We start from the raw sequence: 20,963 nt of genomic DNA on the forward strand, positions 1-20,963 counted from the left end.
TCGGCGCTAACCTTACGCTGCTGTCGGGCAAGGAAATGCGTGAGGAGATGGCGTTTTTGGGCAGACGGCTCCGGACGGGCGCTGCGCCCAGGGCTGCACCGGCGTGGAGGGCGACGATATCCGGCGGGTTCTTCAGCCTCGCATGCTGCCGGTCTCGATGAAGCGCTGGTGCCAGGACAGCGCCTCGCCGGGCAGGCAAGGCGACTGCAGGCCGTAGGACCCGGCCTGAGCCCGGCGATAATAGTCTTCCAGCGCCGGCCGGTAGTCCGGATGCGCGCAGTTCGCGATGATGGTGCGGGCGCGCTGCTTCGGGCTGAGGCCCCGCAGATCGGCGAGGCCCTGCTCGGTGACGATGACCTGCACGTCCTGCGTGATGTGATCGACATGGCTCGCCTGCGGCACGATCGCCGAGATCGCGCCGCCCTTGGCGGTCGAGGGCGTCATGAAGATCGAGATGTAGGCGTTGCGGGCGAAGTCGCCCGAACCGCCGATGCCGTTCTGGATACGCGAGCCCATCACATGGGTCGAATTGACGTTGCCGTAGATGTCGGCCTCGATCAGTCCGTTCATGGCGATGCAGCCGAGCCGCCGTATCAGCTCGGGATGATTGCTGATTTCCTGCGGCCGCAGAATCATATGGTTGCGGTAGCGCGCCATCCCGGCATTGATCTTCTCGGCCGCCTCCGGGCTGACCGAGAAGGCGGTGGCCGAGGCGAGCGTCAGCTTGCCGGCATCGATCAGGTCGATCATGCCGTCCTGGATGACCTCGGTGTAGGAGGTCAGCTTGTCGAATGGCGCGTCCAGCAGGCCGGAGAGCACGGCGTTGGCGATGTTGCCGACGCCCGATTGCAGCGGCAGCAGCGAGGCGGGCAGGCGTCCCTTCGCCACCTCATGGCTGAGGAACGCTATGAGATGGCCGGCGATGGCCTTCGCCGTCGCGTCCGGAGGCGAGAACGGCAGGTTGCGGTCCGGCGCGTCGGTCTCGACGATCGCGGCGATCTTGGCGGGTTCGCAGCGCAGATAGGGCTCGCCGATGCGGTCCTGCGGCTTGACGAGCGGGATCGGCACCCGGTGCGGCGGCAGGGCCGTGCCGTAATAGATGTCGTGCATGCCTTCGAGCGCGGCGCTCTGCCAGCGGTTGACCTCGAGGATCACCTTGTCGGCGCGGTCGAGCCAGGTCTTGTTGTTGCCGACCGAGGAGGAGGGGATGAGCGAGCCGTCCTCGCGGATGCCGGTGATCTCGACCACCGCCACGTCCAGCGGGCCGAGAAAGCCCTGCCAGGCCATCGGCGCCACCTGCGAGAGGTGCATGTCGAAATAGTCCATCTGCCCGCTGTTGATCTTCTCGCGGGCGATGGGGTCGGAATTATAGGGCAGGCGGAACTCGATGCCGTCGACCTTGGCCAGGGCGCCGTCGAGCTCCGGGCCGGTCGAGGCGCCGGTCCAGACCTTGACGCGAAACGGATGGCCGACCGCATGGGCCGCCTCGATGCGTGCCGCCAGCGCGAGCGGTACCGCCTTCGGATAGCCTGAGCCGGTGAAGCCGCTCAGGCCGACGGTCATTCCGCTTTCAATGAGCGCCGCTGCATCCTCTGCGCCCATGACCTTCGCGCGCAGGGCCGCGTTCGCAATTCTCGACATCTCGAAACCCGTTCTTGATCGCTCCGCCGCCGCGGCTGCCGTCAAGGCTCTCCGGTCGCGGCTCATATAGCTCGGCAATGCGTCGCAGGACGCCTCGCCCTCTTCCATGCCGAGACGGCGCCAAGGTCAAGCATCGCCATGGTCGCAGCGGACGCAGGTTTTGGGTTGCGGAGATGGGAATAGACCCTCGCGGGCGCTCCAAGATCTATCGCAGGGCGGGGCGCCCCACGGCCCCATGGCCAGCGGGCGGCTCCGGTCCTGGCGGCAGCGGGGTTCGACAATATGTCGGCTCTGCTCGCAGCCTTCGCCTGCCCCGGGTAATTCGCAGGGAGGCTTGCAACGGCATTCGGCGCGAGCGGAGGCGCTCTTTCGTCACCTGCAGACGGGCTGGCCCGCCACCTTTGGCGAGGCGGCAAAAGGCCAGTTCCTGCTTCGTATTATGAAAATAAAAACCCGTCTTGGTAGTGACGGGTCGTGGCATCCAATGAACCGTTCAATGCAACCGCAAGATAAATGCGGTGCCAAACCGGTGATCTTCGATGCGGAACTCTTTCTCTTTGCTGAAGAGAAGGAGTGGTGCCCAGGAGAGGACTCGAACCTCCACGCCCTTGCGAGCGCCAGCACCTGAAGCTGGTGCGTCTACCAATTCCGCCACCTGGGCAACGAGGGTCCGTTTAGGGGGGGCGGACGCGCCTGTCAACGGCCTAGCCGACGAAATTATCAAGCGGCTGTGCAGAGGGCTCTGCAGCGGGCGGCGAGGCGTTGCGCCGCCTTCACAGTTGGGATGCGATGAACTAGGACAGGCGCGACAGGAACAGTTTCCAACGCTTCCAAATCGGAGCTCGCGTGACCATGGCGACCCAGCCTCCCGCTCAGCAACTCGTCACCGTCTTCGGCGGCTCGGGCTTCCTCGGGCGGCACGTCGTGCGGGCGCTCGCCCGGCGCGGCTATCGCGTCCGTGTCGCCGTGCGCCGGCCCGATCTCGCCAATTTCCTGCAGCCGCTCGGCATCGTCGGCCAGATCCATGCCGTCCAGGCCAATCTGCGCTACCCTGATTCGGTCGCCGCCGCCGTACGCGGCTCGGATGCGGTGATCAATCTGGTCGGCATCCTCAGCGAGAGCGGCCGGCAGAATTTCTCCAACGTCCAGGCGCGGGGCGCGCATACCGTCGCCCATGCCTGCGCCAGCCTCGGCGTCGAACGCCTCGTGCAGATCTCGGCGCTTGGCGCCGACCGCGATTCGAAGTCGCACTATGCGCGCACCAAGGCGGAAGGCGAGGCGGCGGTGCTGGAGCTGGTCAAGGGTGCCGTCGTGATGCGGCCCTCGATCATGTTCGGCCCCGAGGACACCTTCTTCAACCGCTTCGCCTCGCTCGCCCGCATGCTGCCGGTCCTGCCGCTCGTCGGCGGTGGCGAGACGAAGTTCCAGCCGGTCTTCGTCGGCGACGTCGCCAAGGCCGTCGCGCTTGCGATCGAGGGCAAGGTCGAGGGCGGCAAGATCTATGAGCTCGGCGGCCCGGAGGCGAAGAGCTTCCGCGAGCTGGTCGAGTACGTCTGCGAGGTCACCGGCCGCCGGCGCGTCATCGCCTCGCTGCCTTTCCCGCTGGCCCGCTTCCAGGCCCGGATCCTGGAGATCGTCAACACGCTCTCGCTCGGCCTGCTGCCGGACGAGTTCCTGCTGACCCGCGACCAGGTCGCCCTGCTGGAGAGCGACAATGTCGTCTCCGAAGCCGCCCGCAGGGACGGCCGCACGCTCGCCGGGATCGGCATTGCGCCGGTCTCGTTCGAGGCGGAGGTGCCGTCCTATCTCTGGCGCTTCCGCAAGGCGGGCCAGTTCGCCACCTCGCGCGGCGGCTGAAGGTTAGCTCCCGCTCCGGGGCAGGGTCGCCTGGAGCGCGGGCCGTTTCCTGGGAACACGGCATGGCCGCGTGAGCGCGCTGTCGATCTGACGGCGCGCTAAGCAATCATTCGCGTCGGACGGGGATTTTTTGCGCGGCGCAGGCCTTCGGGCTGCGCTCAGAGCATGCTCGGCAGCACGCGATCCGGCGGCTTGTGCCCGTCCATGAAGGTCTTGATGTTGACGATGACCTTCTCGCCCATATCGGCGCGGCCCTCATGCGTGGCCGAGCCCATATGCGGAAGCACCACGACGCGGTGCTGGCGGGCAAGCTTCAGCAGGCGCGGATTGACGGCCGGCTCGTGCTCGAACACGTCGAGCCCGGCGCCGGCGAGTTCTCCGGCCTCGAGCATCCGGGCGAGCGCCGTCTCGTCGACGATCTCGCCGCGGGCCGTGTTCACCAGGATTGCATCGGGCTTCATCAGCTTCAGCCGGCGGGCCGAGAGCAGGTGGTAAGTCGCCGGCGTGTGCGGGCAGTTGACCGAGACGACGTCCATGCGCGCCAGCATCTGGTCGAGCGAATCCCAATAGGTCGCGTTGAGCGCCTCCTCGGTGCGCGCATCGATGCGGCGGCGGTTGTGATAATGGATCGAGAGGCCGAAGGCGGAGGCGCGGCGGGCGAGCGCCTGGCCGATCCGGCCCATGCCGACGATGCCGAGGCGCTTGCCGGTGATGCGCCGGCCGAGCATCCAGGTCGGCGACCAGCCGCCCCATTCGTCGTCGGTGATGACGCGCGCCCCCTCGGCGATCCGGCGGGCCACGGCGAGGATCAGCGCCATCGTCATGTCGGCGGTGTCGTCGGTCAGCACGCCCGGCGTATTGGTCACGGTGATGCCGCGCTGAACGGCGCTGGCGACGTCGATATTGTCGACGCCGTTGCCGAAATTCGCGATCAGGCGCAGTTGCTCTCCGGCCTGCGCGATCAGCCCGGCATCGAGCTTGTCGGTCACGGTCGGGACTAGCACGTCGGCGGTCTTCAGGGCCTCGACCAGGGCGGCCTGACTCATCGGCGTATCGTCGAGATTGAGCCTTGCGTCGAACAGCTCGCGCATCCGCGTCTCGACGACGGCGGGCAGCTTGCGCGTAACGACGACCAGCGGCTTCTTCTTCGACATAAGCGGCTCCTCCGGGGCATTTGGCCCAGGCCCGCGCCCGATCGCCGCATGCTCCCAACGCTTCGGCTTCGCCGGTCTCGTTTCCGCCTCAACCCGCCATTAACCGAGGCGCTTCAGGAATGGGTTCTGGTGGATTTTCGACGCCGGCAGCCGATCTGTTGTCTAGAGCAGGATGCGGAAAAGTGGAAACCGGTTTTTCGCGCAGATCCGGCTCCGGGCTGCGACGCCGTCGAACATGACCCGGGCCTGCCGCGCCTCCTGTACGGAGCGCCGGCCGGCAGGGCGAAGGAGAGAATTGGATGGCGGCTAGCATGAGGGGCGGTCTTGCAGGCCTGGCGGTGATGGCGGGGCTTGCCCTCGCTTCGGCGGGTGCGCTCGCGCAGGAACTCGCGACCGGCCAGGTCAGCGGCCTGCCGGTGCCGCGCTATGTCAGCCTGAAGTCGGACCGGGTCAATCTGCGCGAGGGGCCGTCCAAGGAGCATCGCACCAGCTGGGTCTTCCAGCGCGCCGGACTGCCGGTCGAGGTCACCGCCGAGTTCGAGACCTGGCGGCGCGTGCGCGATGCCGACGGGACCGAAGGCTGGGTGCTGCACAGCCTGCTCTCCGGGCGGCGCACCGTGCTCGTCGCGCCCTGGTCGAAGACGAAAGGCGAGACGTTTGCCCTGCGCGAATCCGCCAGCGACAACGCCACGATCCTCGCCAGCCTCGAGCCCGGTGTGATCGCCAACGTCCATTCCTGCCCAGGCGGGGGCTGGTGCAATGTCACGGTCAACAAGATCAACGGCTATCTGCGCCAGGACCGGCTCTGGGGCGTCTACCCCAACGAGAAGCTGAACTGAGGCGGCACGACGCGCCGACGGCAACAGCTCACATCGCAGCGAAGGTCATCAGCTTCCGCCCGCGCGCATCGAGCAGTACGAGCTTGCCGCGCGCAGGATCGGCCCGCCAGCGTCGCACCTCGCGCAATCCGGCGAAGAATTTCTGTTCCTGATTCATGGCGGCCGGCGTGCAGGCCATCTGCGTCGCGGCCACCGGTCCGAAGCTGATTCGCGTGCCGCTGATCCGCGCCGAGCCGCTCATCCGGTTGCAGCCGCCGGAGCCGCTCACTCTGCCATCGGGCGCGATTTCGAGCACGGTCTGCAGCCGGTCGATCACCCCGCCTTGCCTGATGTCCTCGAGCAGCCAGCGCCCAACGGGCGAGGCAGGACGCTCCGGGGCGGGCGAGGGCGCGGCGGCGACCCGCTCGACACGGATATCGGTCTCTTCCGACCCGCCGTCGAAAATGCCGTGATGACTGGTGTTGATGAAGAGCAACTGGCCACGATGCAGGATGCGGGCCTGCAACGCATAGCGTCGGCGCGGCTGGATCTGCGCCCGGTCGAACCGCAGCACATAGCGCGTGGGATTGCGCGCGCCGCTGGCCCTGGTCTCGGCGATGGTGCGTGCCGGCGCATCGGCGAGCGAGACGTCGAGCAACTTCACCTCGACGATGGCGCCTGGCGGCAAGGCGATGCGCTCGCGATACGAGACCGTTCCGCGCAAGGTCGCGGTCGCCGCAAGGGCGCCGCCGGCGGGCGCCAGAAATCCGAGCGCAAGGGTGCCGACGAAGTCGCGCCGCGATGCAGTCATGATGTGAAGTCCCCTCTCTGTCGTGGCGTTTCGCTTCGCCCCGAGTGGGGAATGACTCAGCCGTCGATCTTTCGCAGCCGGACGACGACGTCGACGCGGGCGATCTCATAACCCTGCGGCGGTGGCGGGAGCTCCGCGACATCGACCGCCGAAGCGGGGATGTCGATCACCTTGTCCTCGCCGTCGACGACGAAATGATGGTGGTCGCTGCTGTCGGTGTCGAAAAAGGTCTTGGCGCCGTCGATCGCGAGCTCACGCAGCAGGCCGGCTTGCGTAAACTGATGCAGCGTATTGTAGACCGTCGCGAGCGAAACCGGCACGCGGGCCTTCATCGCTTCCTCGAACAGCATCTCGGCGCTGACATGGCGGTCGCCCTTGGCGAACAGAAGCCAGCCCAGCGAGACCCGCTGCCGCGTCGGACGCAAGCCAACGCGGCGCAGACGCTGGCGCACGTCGTGGAATGGACATCCCTGGCGCGCGCTCGATCCGTAGCCCGGTTCCTGTGGCGTCAGATCGTTCATGCTTCGGGTCTGCGTCCTTGCTTGCATGCCGGGCCGGGAAAGGCGACTGGCTCCTCTCACCGATTTAAGGCTTCGAGCTCCGGGCCGCAAGCATTGCGGCGCAGGGCTGCGTCATCTCGTCTTTGCAGCGGCCTGTCATGGTGGTGCTGCTCAAAGAAACGGCCGGATCATCCACGCTTTGCGACGCCTTTCGCCCTTTCGTTTCGCGGCGACACCGTGTTAGGCACGCGTCACGACAGATGACCGCCATGAGATCGGGCGGCCGGAATGGAGCGGAACGGGATATGGAGCGGCAATCGTCATTCAGCTACGAGGAGATCCTCGCCTGCGGTCGCGGGGAGCTGTTCGGGCCGGGCAATGCGCAGCTGCCGCTGCCGCCGATGCTGATGTTCGACCGCATCACCGAAATCAGCGAGGATGGCGGCCCGCACGGCAAGGGCTTCGTCCGCGCCGAATTCGATATCCGCCCTGACCTCTGGTTCTTCGACTGCCACTTCAAGGGCGATCCGGTGATGCCGGGCTGTCTCGGCCTCGATGCTCTCTGGCAGCTCACCGGCTTCTTCCTCGGCTGGCTCGGCCTGCCGGGCCGCGGCCGCGCGCTCGGCGTCGGCGAGGTCAAGTTCGCCGATCAGGTGCTGCCGAGCGTCAAGCAGGTGGTCTACGGCGTCGAGTTCAAGCGCGTCTTCAAGTCGAAGCTCGTGCTGGGGATCGCCGATGGCTGGCTCGAGGCCGACGGCAAGCGTATCTATACGGTCTCCGACATGCGGGTCGGCCTGTTCAAGCCCGAAGCGGCCTGAGCAAAATCGCCGGCCCGTCTTGCGCTGTGCGGCCGCTCGGTCCATCTGCGCCGTATCGACATGATTAACGAGCCGGGCCTGGCGACCCGGCACGCCACCAAACAGCCGGAGAAACGAGCATGAGACGCGTTGTGGTCACCGGGATGGGCATCGTCTCGTCCATCGGCAACAATACGCAGGAAGTGCTGGCTTCGCTGCGCGAGGCCAAGTCCGGCATCTCCTATGTCCCGGACTTCGAGGAGCACGGTTTCCGCAGCCGCGTCGCCGGCGTGCCTTCGCTCGTCGCCGCCGATGTCGTCGACCGTCGTGCCATGCGTTTCCATGGCGGCGGCTCCGCCTGGAACCATGTCGCCATGGACCAGGCGATCCTCGATTCCGGCCTCGAGGCCGGCGAGATCAGCCATGAGCGCACCGGCATTGTCATGGGCTCCGGTGGTCCCTCGACCCGCGCTTTGATCGACGCCTATGACAAGGCGCGCGAGAGCGGCTCGTCGAAGAAGGTCGGCCCCTTCGCCGTGCCCAAGGGCATGTCCTCGACCGCGTCCGCGACGCTCGCGACCTGGTTCAAGATCAAGGGCGTGAACTATTCGATCTCGTCCGCCTGCGCGACCTCGAACCACTGCATCGGCAACGCCTATGAGTTGATCCAGTGGGGCAAGCAGGACGTCGTCTTCGCCGGCGGCTGCGAGGAGCTCGACTGGACGCTGTCGGTCCTGTTCGACGCCATGGGCGCGATGTCGTCCAACTTCAACGAGACCGCGGCGCGGGCCTCGCGCGCCTATGACGTCAACCGCGACGGTTTCGTCATCGCCGGCGGCGCCGGTGTCCTGGTGCTCGAGGAACTCGAGCACGCCAGGGCCCGCGGCGCCAAGATCTATGGCGAGATCGTCGGCTATGGCGCGACCTCCGACGGTTACGACATGGTCGCCCCGTCTGGCGAGGGCGCCGAGCGCTGCATGCGCATGGCGCTCCAGGGCGTGAAGGCCAAGGTCGACTACATCAACCCGCACGGCACCTCGACGCCGGTCGGCGACGCCAAGGAGATCGAGGCGATCCGTACCGTCTTCGGCGCCGGCGACAAGAGCCCGCCGATCTCGGCGACGAAGTCGCTCACCGGCCACTCGCTCGGCGCCACCGGCGTGCAGGAGGCGATCTACTCGCTCTTGATGCTCAACAACGACTTCATCTGCGAGAGCGCTCATATCGACGAGCTCGACCCGGCCTTCGCCGACATGCCGATCGTGCGCAAGCGCATCGACAATGCCGGCCTCGGCTGTGTCCTCTCCAACTCCTTCGGCTTCGGCGGTACCAACGCCACCATCGTGATGAAGCGCCTGGAGGCCTGAAAGCCGCCATGCTGTTCATGGTGATCGAGCATTTCGATCAGGGGCGCGTGAAAGATGTTTACGCTCGGTTCGCCGAGCGCGGCCGGATGGCGCCGGACGGGCTGCGCTATGTCGACAGCTGGGTTGCGGCCGATCTTTCACGTTGCTTCCAGGTCATGGAATGCGACGACGTCACCTTGCTGCAGCAATGGGTACTCGCCTGGGACGATCTCGTCCGCTTCGAGATCGTGCCGCTGGCGAGTTCGAAGGCGACCGCCGCAGCCCTGAGCGGCAAGACCTGATCCGCGCCGTGAGGCGCCTAAGCCGCCCCGGGCTTCCGGCGCGGTGAAAATGCCGCTATGAGCGGCAGTTGACCGCAGCCAGACCGGAATCCCATGCTCCCCTTGATGCACAACAAGCGCGGCCTCGTCATGGGCGTCGCCAACCAAAACTCGATCGCCTGGGGCATCGCCCGCACCCTGCACGCCCATGGCGCCGAGATGGCCTTCACCTATCAGGGCGAGGCGCTGGGCAAGCGCGTCAAGCCGCTCGCCGAGAGCATAGGCTCGAAGCTGGTCATTCCCTGCGACGTCGAGGACATTGCTTCAGTTGACGCGACCTTCGCGGCGCTGGACGAGGCCTGGGGCGGCGATCCCGAGCGCAACACGCTCGATTTCCTGATCCATGCCATCGGCTTCTCCGACAAGAACGAGCTCAAGGGGCTCTATGCCGACACCAGCCGCGAGAATTTCTCGCGTACCATGGTGATCTCCTGCTTCTCCTTCACCGAGGCCGCCAAGCGCGCGGCGGAGCGCATGCCTAAGGGCGGCAGCATGATCACGCTGACCTATGGCGGCTCGACCCGGGTGATGCCGAACTACAACGTCATGGGCGTCGCCAAGGCGGCGCTGGAGGCGAGCATGCGCTATCTCGCGGCCGATTACGGCCCGCGCGGCATCCGCGTCAACGCGCTCTCGCCCGGACCTGTGCGCACGCTGGCCGGTGCCGGCATCTCCGATGCCCGCGCGATGTATTCCTGGCAGCGCGCCAATTCGCCCCTGCGCAAATCGGTGACGCTCGACGATATCGGCGGCGCGGCGCTGTATTATCTCTCCGATCTCTCGGGCGGCGTCACCGGCGACATCCATCACGTCGACGCCGGCTACAACATCACCTCGATGCCGGTGCTGGACGGGCTGCGTGCCGCCGACACCGGCAATGGCGAATAAGGCTAGGGGCGGGGCGCGGCCCTTCCCTCGGTCGGCCTGACGGCGTTATCCTCGCTCATGGTGGAACCCGGCGCGCCCGCGGCGGTTCGACCTGTGAGCGATGGAGAATGCTCATGGTCATCGTCAAGTACGAGGTCGTCCAGCACGATGGTGGCTGGGCCTACAAGGTGGGCGGGGCGCTGTCCGAGACGTACCGCACGCATGATGCGGCGCTGAAGGCCGCCGAGAAGGCGGCGGCGCGCCAGAAGCGCCCCGGAGCGACCGACGGCATCGTCTATCAGGACGCCGATGGCCAATGGCATGAGGAACTCGCTGACGGGCGCGACCGGCCGGGGACGCGCGTCGTCGACGAGCCCTGAGCCGCCTCAGTTCTGGGTGAAGAAGGTCAGCAGCACCTTACCCTTCTCGCCGAGCAGGCAGAGGAAGCGGCGCGGCTTGTCGGAACGATCGGTCTTCAGATAGGCCTCGCCCATGATGATGCGCGTGATCCGCGTATCCTCGACCTTGGTTTCCGAGGTCGCGATCGTCAGCCCGTCCTCGTCGATCACGATGTCCTTGATCTCGGGCTCGCGCGCGGAGATCGCCACCATCGCCGTCGATTTGCAGGCAGCAAGCTCCGGCGAGGCGGGCTTTTCGACAGGTGCGGGCGAGGCCGGCGAGGCGTTCTGCGCCAGGGCAGGGGCGGCGAGAGAAGCGAGCAGCGCGGTCGCGCAGGCGATGTGTCGGAACATGTGAACCTCGGTTGCTGTCGAGGTTCAACGCGGATCGGCCTGCCCGGTTCAATTCTTGCCCGTGGCGAGCGTCATTCAGGATGGGCCGCAGCGAGGTGCAGCTCCGTCATTCCCCCTCGCGCCGGCCGGAATGATGGCGTCTGGCCGGAGCTCAGCCGCCCAGTGCCTGCTGGAGATCGGCGATCAGGTCGTCGGCATGCTCCAGCCCGATCGAGAGGCGGATCAGCCCATCGCTGACGCCCATGCTGGCGCGGACCTCCGGCGTGAAGCGCTGATGCGTCGTCGTCGCCGGATGGACGATCAGGCTCTTCGCGTCACCGAGATTGTTGGAGATGCGGATCAGCCTGAGCTTGTTGAGGAAGCGGAAGGCGGCATCCTTGCCGCCGGCAACCTCGAAGGCGATCAGCGTCGAGGGGCCGCTCATCTGCTTGGCGATGATCTTTGCCTGCGGATGCTCGGGATCGCCGATGAAGGCGACATGTGGCAATTCCTTGCGGCCCTTCAGCCATTTGGCGACCGCCGTCGCGTTCTGCGCCTGCTGGCGGATGCGCAAAGGCAGCGTCTCCAGCGCCTTCAGCATCACCCAGGCGTTGAAGGGCGACAGGGCAGGGCCGGTCTGGCGCAGGAAGATCTGGATCTCGCCCTCGATCAGTTCCTTTGAGCCGAGAACGAGCCCGCCGAGACAGCGGCCCTGGCCGTCGATGTGCTTGGTCGCGGAATAGACGACGAGATCGGCACCGAGTTCGAGCGGGCGCTGGAATAGCGGCGTTGCGAAGACGTTGTCGACCACGAGCTTCGCGCCGACGGCTTTCGCCAGCCCGGAGACGGCGGCGATGTCGATCACCTCTAGCGTCGGATTCGCCGGGCTCTCAAGGAAGAAGGCCTTGGTGTTAGGCTGGACGGCGGCGCGCCAGGCGGCGAGATCGGTGCCGTCGACCAAGGTCGACGCTACGCCGTAGCGCGGCAGCAGGTCTTCGATGATGTAGCGACAGGAGCCGAACAGCGCGCGCGCCGCGACGACATGGTCGCCGGCCCTGACCTGGCTCATCAGCGCGGCTGTGACTGCCGCCATGCCCGTCGCGGTCGCGCGGCAGGATTCCGCGCCCTCGAAGGCGGCCATGCGCTGTTCCAGCATGGAGACGGTCGGGTTCGAGAAACGCCCGTACTGGAAGCCGGGATCCTTGTTGAGGAAGCGCGCCTCGCACTGTTCGGCGCTGTCGTAGACATGGCCCTGGGTCAGGAACAGCGCTTCGGAGGTCTCGCCGAACTGCGAGCGCAGCGTGCCGGCATGGACCAGCCGGGTCTCGGGATGCAGGCCAGCCGTGCTCGCCGCTTCGATGGTCATGACCTGTCGTCCGTTCCGTTCGTTATAACGGACAAAGGGAATATCAGCTCTGCTCTCGTTCGTAAAGGCGAACGAATTTCCTTTGTGGGGAACACTTATGGCAAGTCTGCTGCTCTAGCCAAACCCGCCGAGCGGCATAGATCAGCGCGATGATCTATGCCGTCGGCCTGTTCGTGTTCATCAGCATCGCCATTCCGCTCACCTTCGCGTGGCGACTATGGCGCCTGGATCTGCCGACCCGCCTTGCCTGGCTGATCGTCGCGGCCGAAACGGCGGGGCTTGTATGGCTGATCCTGCTGCTCGGACGATGGGACATCGCCGGCATGTGGACGCGCGCCGCTTTGGCTTGTCTGGTTCTCGTCGCGGCGGTCGTGTCAGGCGTCCGGCATCTACAGCGTCCGTGGCGCGTCCGCGGCGAAGCATCCTTCTGGCATGGCCACGGCCCGATGCTGGCTTCGCCCGTGCTCATCGGCGGAGCGCTGGTCTACGTCACTGCCTGGGGCATGGCGCGGCAAGACCCGCGGCCGTTCCTGTTTCCGCTCAAGGGGGGCTCGTTCGTCGTCGCGCATGGCGGCGGCGTCGGCATCCTCAACCATCACAGCCGTCATCCCGCGCAGCGCCATGCGCTCGACATCACGGCGGTCGATGCGGCCGGCTTCCGGGCTCCGGGCCTGTTGCCGGGCGATCCCGCCCGCTATGCGGTCTTCGGCAAGGTTGTCGTCAGCCCCTGCAGCGGAACGGTGACCGCGGCGGTCGACGGCCTGCCCGACCTGCCGCCGCCGACCGCCGATCGCGGCAACCCCGCCGGCAATCATGTCGTCCTCGCTTGCGACGGGCTGCAGGTCGAGCTCGGGCATCTGCGCAAGGGCAGCGTCGTCGTCGAAGTCGGTCAGCAGGTCGGCGCCGGCGCGCCGATCGGCCAGGTTGGCAACTCCGGCAACAGCACGGAGCCGCATCTGCATATCCACGCCGTCGATGCGCGCTCCGGAACGGCGGTGCAAATGTCCTTCGACGGGGTTGTTCCCGTCCGCAATACACGCTTCGAGCGGTGATTGCGGATCATGCGGAATGGTCTCTTGCGTTGAAGCAGGTGGATTTTCGTGCGGGAGTATGGCGCGAATGCATTGGCAACTTTTGATCGATAATCTGGATCAGCCACAACCGAAGGTCCGCTGAGCGATTGGCGAAGGCGCAGTTGGTTGTCGTCGGTTCGCATTTTCAACGCTGATCTGAAGTTGAGCCATGAAACAGCTGCTTCGCTGGTTGATCGTCGCCGTTGCAACGGTTGCCGCGCCGAGCGCTTTCGCTGAAAGGCTGGAATTGCCCTCGGCTGCTCCGGTCGCACCAAAGGAACTCGCGGTTCCGAGCGCGAGCGAGCGCTTCGAGCCCTATGAGGCGTTGCATGGATCATTCAGTTCATCCGCGCATTGCGCCGGCGTTCCCGGAGGCTTTTGGGTCGAGCTCGGCGGCAAGGGCGATTGTCTGCGCAGCTATGCGCAGGGCTTCAGCACGGCGGATAACCCGACAGTCCTGGTCTATTTCAGCGGCGACGTGCTGCTGAAGACTAAGCAGGGCGTCCGCTTCGTCGGATCAGGCTACGAACGGCGGTCGCCGAAGCTCATCGAGCGCGACATGGCGCGCTGGTCCGAGCGGGCGGGCGTCCCGGCGATCTTCATCGCTCGTCCCGGCATGTTCGGCTCTTCCGGCGATCACAATCAGCGTCGTGAACCGCGCGAGGTCATGCTGATGGAGCGCACTCTCGATGCGATCAAGCGACACCATCGCGTCTCGACCTTCATTCTGGTCGGGCAATCGGGAGGCGGGCACATCGCCGCTTCGCTGCTCAACAGGCGGCGGGACGTCTCGGCAGTGGTCCTGTCGTCAGCCTTGCTGTCCGTGCGCGAGGTGACCGACTATTGGAACAAGCGGCGCACGGTCCAGAGCGACGGGGCTGTGCTATACGATCCGATCGATCACCTCGCTGGCATTCGCCGTGACCCCAGGCCGATGATCTTGGTCTTGTCCGATCCTCAGGATCGGATTGTGCCTTATCCGAGCCAATTGACCTATGTTCGCCGATTGCAGGCCGCCGGCTTCGAGCCGCAGCAAATCCTGCTGTCCGCCACGGACAAGAACCACCACGCCCTGGCGCGACATGGCCGGCGTGCAGCCGAGCTGGTCGCACGCGGGGAGCCGATTGGCGCCATCAGGGCGGCGCTGCAGGAGGTGGGAATGCAGCCCACCGAGTGACCAGCGAAGCGGTGATATCGGCCTCCGCAAGCCCCGGAATACTCAAATCGCCGCGCCGTCGCTGACCGTATCGGCGCCGAGGTCGACGCGGACTGCGCGGACGATCTCGGCTTCCGCTGCCGCCCCGCGCCGGCGCGGATGCGGCGCCGAAATCCGGTGCTCGGCGATGATCTGGCCGGGCGCGCCGGAGAGCACCACGACCCGGTCCGCGAGATAGGCGGCCTCGTCGATGTCGTGGGTTACGAAGAGCACCGTCTTGCCCGTGCGCTGCCAGACGCGGATCAACTCGTCCTGCAGCGTCTCGCGGGTCAGCGCGTCCAGTGCCGAGAACGGCTCGTCCATCAGGAGGATCTCGGGCTCGACCGCAAGCGCCCGCGCAAGCGAAACGCGCTGGCGCTGGCCGCCGGAGAGCTGGTGCGGCCAGCGCTCGGCGAGACTGCCGAGGCCGACGAGGTCGAGCGTCTCTTGCGCCTTGGCGTGGCGCTCGCTCCGCGAGGCCCGGCCTTCGAGACCGAAGCCGACGTTGGAGACCACCTTGCGCCAGGGCAGCAGGCGCGAATCCTGGAAGACAAGCGCGACCGGCCGGCGCGAATTGTCCTTTGCATGGATCGTAACCTCGCCGCCGCTCGGTTTGGCCAGCCCGGCGATGACACGCAGCAGGGTCGACTTGCCGACGCCGGAAGGGCCGACGATGGCGAGGAATTCGCCGCGCGCGACCTGAAGGTCGAGCTTGCGCAGCACCTCGGTCGCCTCGCCGTCGCGGGTGAAGGTCAGCGACAGGCCCTTGATGTCGATCACGCTTTCCAACGCAGCACCCATTTCTGGAAGGCGACGAAGGCCGTGTCGAGCAGCCCGTACAGCGCCGCCATCGTCAGCATGTAGATCACCACGAGATCGGTCGCGAGCAGGCTCGAGGCCTGCATCATCCGCTGGCCGACGCCGGCGACGCCGAAGATTTCCGCCGCGACCACCGCCATCCAGGCCTGGCCGAGCGCGGTGCGCACGCCGACGAGGATGCCGGGCATCGCCGCCGGCAGCAGGATCTTGCTCAGCCGCTGCCAGGCCGTGTGGAAGCCGAAGGCGTCGGCGACTTCGATCAGGTCGCGGTCGACGCCGCGGATCGCGCCCTGCGCCGCGAAGAAGACGATCCAGAACACGCCGATCGCGATGATGAACACCGCCGCCTGCGGGCTGACGCCGAACCAGATGATCGCGAACGGTACCCAGGCGAGGCCCGGGATCGGCCGCAGCAGACGCACCACCCAGGAGCTCAGCTCCTCGGCGATCTTCGACATGCCGGTGAGCACGCCGAGCGCGATACCGAGGCCTGCGCCGGTGAAGAGCCCGATGAAATAGTGCCCGAGCGAGCCGGCAATCGCCGACAGCCAGGCGCCGGACTGCACCTCGCGCAGGAACGCGGCCGGCAGCGCACTCGGCCCCGGCAGGAAGGCCGGGTTGACGATGCCGAAATAGGGAATCGCCTCCCACAGCAGCAGGAAGGCGACGAGGCCCGTCAGGGCTAGGGCCGGAGCCCGCAGTGATTGCAAGTTCGTTCCTATCGAATACTCGGACCTCACCCTCGGGAGCCGCCCTCGGGTCCGGCCTTTGGCCGGCCTAAGGATAAGCTCCACGGCGTCTCGGGGATGGTCCAGGAGGCTCCGGCAGGAGCTGGAACATCCTTCGAGATGCGATCCCCGCGGATCGCGCCTCAGGATGAGGGAGTTGCTTCTGCGCGGCGGTCTCGCAGCCGCCGTCAGCCGGCCGCCTTGAGCGCGCGCTCGTAGAACTGCGTCTCGAACAGGCCGTCGAAGGGCAGTTCCTTCTCCAGCGAGCCGAGCTTGACCTGATAGGCCTGCATGGCCCGCGCCGGCTCGATGATCTTGCGCGGATCGATCTCGAACTTGCTGGCCGGGGAGACCAGCGCCTTCTGGATCAAGGCTGGGTCGACGATGCCCTTGCCGAGCGCGGCGCCGACATGCGGGGCGGCCTTGTCGGGCGACTTGCCAAGCAGGTCGGCGGCACGGACGAGGCCGTTGACCAGCTTCTGGACCGCATCGGGGTTCTTGGTGACGAAACTGCCGGAGGCAGCGACGACCGTGCCGGGCTGGCCCGGGAAAAGCTCCTCGCCGCCGGCGATCAGCTTGATGCCGGGGTTGCGGGTCTGGACGATGGTCAGCGCCGGCTCGCGCACGATCGCGCCCTCGACCGCGCCGGCGAGCACCGCCTGCTGCGTCGCGTCGATGCCCATCGGCACGATCTCGACATCGCCCTTGTCGGCCTTGGCGACCTCCCAGAGCCAGTATTGCAGCACGGTGTTGGGCACCGAGCCGGCCGGCTGGGTCGCGAGCCGCGCGACCTTGCCGGTCGCGGCCTTGTGCGCCTTGAAGGCAGCTGCCGCGGCGGTGCCGGCGGTGAAGAACTTGGCCAGCGCCGGGGCTGCGACGAAGACGTTCTCGCCGGTCGCGGTCGAGGCGACGACGCGGATGTCGACGCCGCGCGAGCGGGCGACGGCGAGCGGCGCGACGCCGGCGACATAGAGGTCGATCGTGCCCGAGGCGAGCGCCTGGATCATGTTCGGGCCGGATTCGAACACGGTGAAGGCGGGCTCGATGCCGGCCTGCTTCAGCCAGCCCTCGCCATTGGCGACGAAGATCGGGGCGGTGCCGATGATCGGGATGTAGCCGATGCGGGCGGGGATAGCCGCCTGGGCACGCGCGCCGGCGAAGGGCGCCGCAGCGAGCAGCGAAGAGCCGGCGAGCAGGAACTGGCGGCGGTCCATGGCTTAATCCCTCGATCAGTGTGTGTATTCGAGCCTATTGACGTCTGATAAAAGGATTTTCTATCTAAAGACAATAACTCGCCGGTAAAAAGAAATTTCTTCTCGTTACGCCGGTCGAGAGAGATAATTAGTCTCGAAATTCAAGGATCTAAGGAATGGATGCGATCGACCGGAAGATTCTCACCGTCCTGCAGGCGGACGCCAACATCTCGATCGCGGAGCTTGCCGACCGGGTCGGCCTGTCACAGACGCCGTGCTGGAAGCGCATCCAGCGGCTCGAGCAGTCCGGCGTCATCACCAAGCGCGTCGCGCTGGTCGCCCCGGAGCGGATCGGGCTCGGTCTCACCGTCTTCGTCCAGATCGAGACGGCCGATCATTCCGGCCCTTGGCTGGAGAAGTTCGCCCAGAGCGTCGCGGCGATGCCGGAGGTGATGGAGTTCTACCGGATGGCCGGCGATGTCGACTACATGCTGCGCGTCGTCGTCGCCGACATGGCCGCCTATGACGGCTTCTACAAGAAGCTGATCGAGACGATCCCGCTGAAGAACGTCACCTCGCGCTTCGCCATGGAGCGGATCAAGGCGACCACCGCCTACAAGGTGCCGGACCTGCCCAAGGCGTCGTGACGGCGGAGCCTGCGGCGCCAACCATGCCGCAGGGGCTATGCAAGGCTGGGAAGACCTGTTTAGAAGCTCGCCCTTCTTGAGCGAGCTTTCCGCAGGCTATGAGCAAAGTATGCAACCTTCCTGACCTGCGGCAGGCCCAAATATCAGACAAGCCGATCCTCAAGGACATGCTTGAGTCGTATCTGTCTGAGCTGTCGGCCTTTGGCGACATGGACGGCGATTACCCCTATTTCGATGCTTATTGGCAGGACGTCGATGCGAGGTGGCCGTACCTTTTTCTGGAAGGAGAGAGCCCGGTCGGTTTCGCGCTGGTGCGCGCTCCGGAGGAGGGCGGGGTCGACTTCTCGATGGCCGAGTTCTCGATCGTCCCCGGCTCGCGCCAGCGTGGCTATGGACGGATGATGGCTTCCGCGGTCATGCGCCGGCACCCCGGCTCCTGGAATGTCGCCATCATGGCCGGCAACGAGCCGGCGAAGGCGTTCTGGCCGAAGGCCATTGCGGCGGCCGACGCGCAGCGCGTGCGGCACGGCCTCGACGAGGACGGTCCGTTCTACCGCTTCGTCATTGGCTAGCGCCGATACGTCAATTCCAGTCAGTTCTTCGAATACAGATAAATGAAGTCGATGCAGATGCTTCCCAAGAGTGCTCAAGTCACGTTCCGCCGCGTGACGTCGGCCAATGTCTCCGAGATCTGCGAGCTGAGCGAAACCCTCCCCGATGAACAGAGGAATTTCGTCGCCGACAACGGCGTCTCGATCGCGGAGGGTTTCTGCTCGGAATCGGCCTGGTTTCGCGGAATCTACGCGGACGAGACCTTGGTCGGCTTCGTCATGCTGCATGACGGCTCGGACTGGGATGACGGGATCGACTGCCCCGGCCCCTATCTCTGGCGTTTCATGATCGCGAGGCCGTACCAGAACTGCGGCTTCGGAAAGCGCGCGATCGTCCAGATCGCCGATCGCCTGCGGTCACGGGGCATCGGGGAACTCTATACGAGCTATGGTCTCGGGGAGGGTGGCCCGCAGGCATTCTACGAAAAGCTCGGTTTTACTCCCACCGGCGGCATGTTCGACGAGGAGGTCGAAGTCGTCCTCAAGTTCGCTGAGCGGTGAGGGGAGCGACGCACCCGAGGCGAGGGCGAGACCATTCGCCCCGCACTGGCGGATTGAGCGCCGCGCAGCCCCGCCCCCAGCCGGCCGGCACTTGCCCCGGCCTTCGCCGTCGCTCATGAAGCGAGCGAGAACGCCTCAGGGGAGCGCCGCAATGTCCAGCTACGTCATCGATCCGCCGAAGGCCGCCGCGATCCCCGTGGCCGGCGGGGGGCTCTTCCCGGTGCGCCGCATCTTCTGCGTCGGCCGCAACTACGCCGAGCACACCCGCGAGATGGGCGGCGATCCCGATCGCGAGGAGCCGTTCTTCTTCACCAAGCCTTCCGACGCCGTGCTGACCGGCGGCGCCGACATGCCCTACCCGCCGAAGACCGCCGACCTGCACCATGAGATGGAACTGGTCGTCGCGATCGGGAAGGGCGGCAAGGATATCGCCGAGGCCGACGCGCTCTCGCACGTTTTCGGCTATGCCGCCGGCCTCGACATGACCCGCCGCGACCTGCAGGCCGCCGCCAAGAAGGCCGGCCGTCCCTGGGACATGGCCAAGGGCTTCGACCTTTCGGCGCCGGTCGGCGAGATCGTGCCGGCGGCCAAGGCCGGTTATCCCGCCGCCGGGCTGATCGAACTCAAGGTCAACGGCAAGGTCCGCCAGACCTCCGATCTCGCCAAGCAGATCTGGAACGTGCCCGAGACCATCGCCTATCTCTCCGGCCTGGTCGAACTCGCGCCCGGCGACCTGATCATGACCGGCACGCCGGAAGGCGTCGCCGCGGTTGTGAAGGGCGATCTGCTGGAAGGCACCATCGCCGGCGTCGGCAGCGTCCGCGCCCGTATCGTCTGACCAAGACCTCCGAAGGAACCCGATCATGCGCCTGACCCCTGAAGCCAGCGGCGTCTTCCCGATCGCCCCGACGCCGTTCATGCCGGATGGCGCCGTTGACTGGAACTCCGCCGACAAGCTCTTCGAATTCTACGCCGACATCGGCTCGGATGGCGTTACCGTGCTCGGCATCATGGGCGAGGCGCCCAAGCTCGAGCCGGAGGAGTCGGTCGGCCTCGTCAAGCGTGCCGTCGCCAAGATGGGCGGCAAGCCGATCATCGTCGGCGTCTCGGCGCCTGGCTTCGCGGCGATGCGCTCGCTCGCCCGCCAGGTCATGGATCTCGGCGCCGGCGGCGTGATGATCGCGCCGCCCCCGTCGCTGCGCACCGACGACCAGATCACCGGCTACTACGCCCAGGCGGTCGAGGCGATCGGCACCGACATCCCTTTCGTCATCCAGGACTATCCGCTGACGCTCTCGGTGGTGATGACGCCGGCCGTGATCCGCAAGATCATCCAGGACAACCCCTCCTGCGTGATGCTGAAGCATGAGGACTGGCCGGGGCTGGAGAAGATCTCGGCCCTGCGCAAGTTCGAGGCCGAAGGCAGCCTGCGCCATGTCTCGATCGTCACCGGCAATGGCGGCATCTTCCTCGACTTCGAGATGGAACGCGGTGTCGACGGTGCCAATACCGGCTACGCCTTCCCGGAACTGCTGATCGACGTCGTCAGGCTGAGCAAGGCTGGCAAGCGCGACGAGGCGCATGACATCTTCGACGCGCATCTGCCGCTGATGCGCTACGAGCAGCAGCAGGGCGTCGGCCTCGCTGTGCGCAAATATACGATGATGAAGCGCGGCATTCTCGCTCATAACGCCCAGCGCAAGCCGGGCTCTGCCCTTTCCGCCGCGGCGAAGGCCGAGGTCGACTACCTGCTCGCCCGCCTCGCCAAGCACGATCCGCGCGCCGACATCTGAGCGCGCGGCAGGACCAGATCATCCTCATGAGGAGGGCGCTCCGGTCGCATCCGGAGCGCCCTCATTGTTTCTGGGCGCTGGATGCCGGCGCAACCGGCGATTGCCGGCTTCTCTTTCAGTGTCGGATTCGCGCAACCCCGTGCGTCCTTGCGATGGCACGGCGCAAGAATCGAC

Annotated in this window: 23 protein-coding genes and 1 tRNA gene; 14 read left to right on the top strand and 10 right to left on the bottom strand. The window is 66.4% G+C overall.

Translation table 11 applies throughout. The annotated features are described in order from the left end of the window. Positions 1-132 precede the first annotated feature (132 nt). Positions 133-1,641, bottom strand: a complete 1,509-nt coding sequence (locus tag RKE40_RS01645; RefSeq protein WP_316016511.1) for an acetyl-CoA hydrolase/transferase family protein — start codon at positions 1,639-1,641, stop codon at positions 133-135. Positions 1,642-2,215: 574 nt separating this feature from the next. After that, positions 2,216-2,302 (bottom strand) — tRNA-Leu (locus RKE40_RS01650). 191 nt (positions 2,303-2,493) lie between these two features. On the opposite strand from RKE40_RS01650, the gene RKE40_RS01655 reads away from it, so the two are divergent. Then, positions 2,494-3,498, top strand: coding sequence for a complex I NDUFA9 subunit family protein (locus RKE40_RS01655; protein ID WP_316016512.1), 1,005 nt, complete (start codon positions 2,494-2,496; stop codon positions 3,496-3,498). A gap of 158 nt (positions 3,499-3,656) precedes the next feature. On the opposite strand, the gene RKE40_RS01660 is transcribed toward RKE40_RS01655, so the two are convergent. Next, positions 3,657-4,652, bottom strand: coding sequence for a 2-hydroxyacid dehydrogenase (locus RKE40_RS01660; protein ID WP_066478476.1), 996 nt, complete (start codon positions 4,650-4,652; stop codon positions 3,657-3,659). A 299-nt stretch (positions 4,653-4,951) separates the two neighbouring features. Between RKE40_RS01660 and RKE40_RS01665 the strand changes: the two genes are divergently transcribed. Next, positions 4,952-5,491, top strand: coding sequence for an SH3 domain-containing protein (locus RKE40_RS01665; RefSeq protein WP_316016513.1), 540 nt, complete (start codon positions 4,952-4,954; stop codon positions 5,489-5,491). Positions 5,492-5,519: 28 nt separating this feature from the next. Here RKE40_RS01665 and RKE40_RS01670 read toward each other — a convergent pair whose 3' ends face one another. Together RKE40_RS01670 and irrA are read right to left on the bottom strand one after the other, a co-directional pair. Beyond that, positions 5,520-6,281, bottom strand: a complete 762-nt coding sequence (locus tag RKE40_RS01670; protein ID WP_316016514.1) for a YbaY family lipoprotein — start codon at positions 6,279-6,281, stop codon at positions 5,520-5,522. A gap of 56 nt (positions 6,282-6,337) precedes the next feature. Further along, positions 6,338-6,802, bottom strand: a complete 465-nt coding sequence (irrA, locus tag RKE40_RS01675) for an iron response transcriptional regulator IrrA (protein WP_316016515.1) — start codon at positions 6,800-6,802, stop codon at positions 6,338-6,340. A 284-nt stretch (positions 6,803-7,086) separates the two neighbouring features. On the opposite strand from irrA, the gene fabA reads away from it, so the two are divergent. From fabA to RKE40_RS01700, 5 genes are all read left to right on the top strand, one after another. Beyond that, positions 7,087-7,599, top strand: coding sequence for a 3-hydroxyacyl-[acyl-carrier-protein] dehydratase FabA (gene fabA, locus RKE40_RS01680; RefSeq protein ID WP_316016516.1), 513 nt, complete (start codon positions 7,087-7,089; stop codon positions 7,597-7,599). Between the two features lie 119 nt (positions 7,600-7,718). Then, positions 7,719-8,945, top strand: a complete 1,227-nt coding sequence (gene fabB / locus RKE40_RS01685; RefSeq protein ID WP_316016517.1) for a beta-ketoacyl-ACP synthase I — start codon at positions 7,719-7,721, stop codon at positions 8,943-8,945. Between the two features lie 8 nt (positions 8,946-8,953). Further along, positions 8,954-9,226: a DUF3303 domain-containing protein gene (locus RKE40_RS01690; RefSeq protein WP_316016518.1), complete on the top strand. Its 273-nt coding sequence runs from the start codon at positions 8,954-8,956 to the stop codon at positions 9,224-9,226. A 93-nt stretch (positions 9,227-9,319) separates the two neighbouring features. After that, positions 9,320-10,153, top strand: a complete 834-nt coding sequence (gene fabI, locus RKE40_RS01695) for an enoyl-ACP reductase FabI (RefSeq protein ID WP_316016519.1) — start codon at positions 9,320-9,322, stop codon at positions 10,151-10,153. 113 nt (positions 10,154-10,266) lie between these two features. Beyond that, complete coding sequence (locus RKE40_RS01700; protein WP_316016520.1) at positions 10,267-10,512, top strand: DUF2188 domain-containing protein; 246 nt, start codon at positions 10,267-10,269, stop codon at positions 10,510-10,512. A 6-nt stretch (positions 10,513-10,518) separates the two neighbouring features. Here RKE40_RS01700 and RKE40_RS01705 read toward each other — a convergent pair whose 3' ends face one another. Together RKE40_RS01705 and RKE40_RS01710 are read right to left on the bottom strand one after the other, a co-directional pair. Then, complete coding sequence (locus tag RKE40_RS01705; RefSeq protein ID WP_316016521.1) at positions 10,519-10,884, bottom strand: hypothetical protein; 366 nt, start codon at positions 10,882-10,884, stop codon at positions 10,519-10,521. A 151-nt stretch (positions 10,885-11,035) separates the two neighbouring features. Next, entirely contained in the window at positions 11,036-12,229 is a 1,194-nt protein-coding gene (locus RKE40_RS01710) for an O-succinylhomoserine sulfhydrylase (protein ID WP_316016522.1), read from the bottom strand. Between the two features lie 149 nt (positions 12,230-12,378). Here RKE40_RS01710 and RKE40_RS01715 point away from each other — a divergent pair, with 149 nt between their 5' ends. Together RKE40_RS01715 and RKE40_RS01720 are read left to right on the top strand one after the other, a co-directional pair. Further along, positions 12,379-13,281 carry a M23 family metallopeptidase gene (locus RKE40_RS01715; protein WP_316016523.1) on the top strand — a complete coding sequence of 301 codons (903 nt, stop codon included), beginning with the start codon at positions 12,379-12,381 and terminating at the stop codon, positions 13,279-13,281. Positions 13,282-13,471: 190 nt separating this feature from the next. Beyond that, positions 13,472-14,479: an alpha/beta hydrolase family protein gene (locus tag RKE40_RS01720; protein ID WP_316016524.1), complete on the top strand. Its 1,008-nt coding sequence runs from the start codon at positions 13,472-13,474 to the stop codon at positions 14,477-14,479. A 42-nt stretch (positions 14,480-14,521) separates the two neighbouring features. Here RKE40_RS01720 and RKE40_RS01725 read toward each other — a convergent pair whose 3' ends face one another. The 3 genes from RKE40_RS01725 to RKE40_RS01735 form a co-directional block, all read right to left on the bottom strand. Then, a complete protein-coding gene (locus RKE40_RS01725) occupies positions 14,522-15,298 on the bottom strand; it encodes an ABC transporter ATP-binding protein (RefSeq protein WP_316016525.1) in 777 nt (258 codons plus the stop codon). Then, positions 15,274-16,026: an ABC transporter permease gene (locus tag RKE40_RS01730; RefSeq protein ID WP_316016526.1), complete on the bottom strand. Its 753-nt coding sequence runs from the start codon at positions 16,024-16,026 to the stop codon at positions 15,274-15,276. The genes RKE40_RS01725 and RKE40_RS01730 overlap by 25 nt, the downstream gene beginning before the upstream one ends. Before the next feature lie 206 nt (positions 16,027-16,232). Next, entirely contained in the window at positions 16,233-17,258 is a 1,026-nt protein-coding gene (locus RKE40_RS01735) for an ABC transporter substrate-binding protein (protein WP_316016527.1), read from the bottom strand. A gap of 155 nt (positions 17,259-17,413) precedes the next feature. Between RKE40_RS01735 and RKE40_RS01740 the strand changes: the two genes are divergently transcribed. The 5 genes from RKE40_RS01740 (at position 17,414) to RKE40_RS01760 (ending at position 20,789) form a co-directional block, all read left to right on the top strand. Beyond that, a complete protein-coding gene (locus RKE40_RS01740) occupies positions 17,414-17,884 on the top strand; it encodes an Lrp/AsnC family transcriptional regulator (RefSeq protein ID WP_066478449.1) in 471 nt (156 codons plus the stop codon). A 167-nt stretch (positions 17,885-18,051) separates the two neighbouring features. Next, positions 18,052-18,456, top strand: coding sequence for a GNAT family N-acetyltransferase (locus RKE40_RS01745; protein WP_316016528.1), 405 nt, complete (start codon positions 18,052-18,054; stop codon positions 18,454-18,456). A 42-nt stretch (positions 18,457-18,498) separates the two neighbouring features. Further along, a complete protein-coding gene (locus RKE40_RS01750; protein WP_316016529.1) occupies positions 18,499-18,996 on the top strand; it encodes a GNAT family N-acetyltransferase in 498 nt (165 codons plus the stop codon). 151 nt (positions 18,997-19,147) lie between these two features. Beyond that, positions 19,148-19,834, top strand: a complete 687-nt coding sequence (locus RKE40_RS01755) for a fumarylacetoacetate hydrolase family protein (RefSeq protein ID WP_316016530.1) — start codon at positions 19,148-19,150, stop codon at positions 19,832-19,834. Positions 19,835-19,859: 25 nt separating this feature from the next. Beyond that, entirely contained in the window at positions 19,860-20,789 is a 930-nt protein-coding gene (locus RKE40_RS01760) for a dihydrodipicolinate synthase family protein (protein ID WP_316016531.1), read from the top strand. The last annotated feature ends 174 nt before the right edge of the window (positions 20,790-20,963 follow it).

The sequence above is a fragment of the Allobosea rubneri genome (genome assembly GCF_032464875.1).
Lineage (GTDB): Bacteria > Pseudomonadota > Alphaproteobacteria > Rhizobiales > Beijerinckiaceae > Allobosea > Allobosea rubneri.